The following is a 1687-nucleotide window of genomic DNA, read 5'->3' on the forward strand; positions in this document are numbered from 1 at the left end:
CCACAGGGTGGGCTCCTACAAAAACATCGGAGATTGCGACATGCGCGACATCAAAGCCCTCTGCGTCTACTGCGGTTCCAGCAGCGGCAACCGCCCCGAATACACCGAGGCCGCCACGGCGTTCGGCACCCGCCTCGCGCGCGAGGGCATCGCGCTCGTCTACGGCGGCGGCAAGGTTGGCCTGATGGGCACCGTGGCCGATGCCGTGCTGGCCGCGGGCGGGCGTGTCATCGGCGTCATCCCGCGCCAGCTGGTCGAGAAGGAAGTGGCGCACGTCGGCCTCACCGAGCTGCACGTGGTCGAGACCATGCACCAGCGCAAGACGCGCATGTACGAACTGGCCGATGCCTTCGTCGCCCTGCCCGGCGGCTTCGGCACCATGGACGAGATGTTCGAGATGCTTACCTGGGCGCAGCTCGGCCTGCACGCCTACCCCTGCGCCTTCCTCGATACGCTCGGCTTCTACAAGGGGCTGGGCGCGTCCATGGACCACATGGTGGCCGAGGGCTTCGTCAAGCAGGTGCAACGCGACCAGGTATGGTTCGGCGACAGCATCGATGCGATGTTCGACTGGATGAAAAGCTACGAATCCACCTACACCCCGAAATGGATCACCAAGGACGCTGTCTGACATGACCACGCTCAAGGCCTTCCGTATCCACAACGACAGCGCGGGTTACCGCGGCGGCATCGAAACGATGGACGCCGACGCCCTCTCGCCCGGCGAGGTGCTGGTCAAGGCCGAGTGGTCGTCGGTGAACTACAAGGATGCCCTGGCCGGCACCGGCAAGGGCAAGATCCTGCGCCAGTACCCGCTCAACGGCGGCATCGACGTGGCGGGCACCGTCGTGGCCTCCACCGACCCGGCGTTCCGCGAAGGCGACAAGGTGCTCGCCACCGGCAGCGGCCTGTCCGAGACGCGCGATGGCGGCTATGGCGAGTACGTGCGCCTGCCGGCGGCGCTCACCATTCCCATGCCCGCTTCGCTCACCACGCGCGAGGCCATGGTGCTGGGCACGGCGGGCTTCACCGCCGCGCTGGCCCTGCTGCGCATGCTCGACAACCGCCAGGTGCCCTCGATGGGCCCCATCGCCATCACGGGCGCCACGGGCGGCGTGGGCATGCTGGGCGTCGATATCTTCACCCGCGCGGGCTTCGAGGTGCACGCCATCAGCGGCAAGCCGGCGCATTTCGACACCTTGCGCGCCATCGGTGCCACGGCGTGCGTCGACCGCCACGCGCTGGCCTTCAGCGGCAAGCCCATGGATTCCGCCCGTTACGGCGGCATGCTCGACAACGTGGGTGGCAGCATGCTGGCCGGCTTCCTGCCACTCATCGCCCCTTACGGCAACGCCGCCATCTGCGGCCTGGCCGGCAGCCCGGAGCTGCCCACCACGGTCATGCCCTTCATCATCCGCGGCGTGAGCGTGCTGGGCGTGGCCTCGGCCGGCACGCCCCGGGATATCCGCGACGAGGTATGGCGCCGGCTGGGCGGCGAGTGGAAACCACGCCACCTTGCCACCATCTGCACGAAGGAAGTGGCACTGGAAGACGTGGCCAGCGTGTTCGATACCATGCTGGCGGGCGGCTCATTCGGCCGTACCGTGGTCCGGATCGCCGGCTGAGCCGGCCCTGCCATTGATACAGCGCGTTAGCCCGGTAGAATGGGGTATCGCCAAACGCGCAA

General features: G+C 67.8%; 2 protein-coding genes. Both read left to right on the forward strand.

All coding sequences use genetic code 11. The features are described from left to right. Positions 1-49 precede the first annotated feature (49 nt). On the forward strand, positions 50-631 hold the full coding sequence (locus VI08_RS20440) for a TIGR00730 family Rossman fold protein (RefSeq protein ID WP_198149016.1): 582 nt from the start codon (positions 50-52) through the stop codon (positions 629-631). A gap of 1 nt (position 632) precedes the next feature. Next, a complete protein-coding gene (locus VI08_RS20445) occupies positions 633-1625 on the forward strand; it encodes an acryloyl-CoA reductase (RefSeq protein ID WP_045831491.1) in 993 nt (330 codons plus the stop codon). Positions 1626-1687: the final 62 nt, after the last annotated feature.

Origin of the sequence: Luteibacter yeojuensis (genome assembly GCF_000964085.1) — a bacterium.
Lineage (GTDB): Bacteria > Pseudomonadota > Gammaproteobacteria > Xanthomonadales > Rhodanobacteraceae > Luteibacter > Luteibacter yeojuensis_A.

Coding starts and splice junctions, on each gene's coding strand:
- VI08_RS20445 (WP_045831491.1), top strand. CDS start 633: ATGACCACGCTCAAGGCCTTCCGTATCCACAACGACAGCGCGGGTTAC.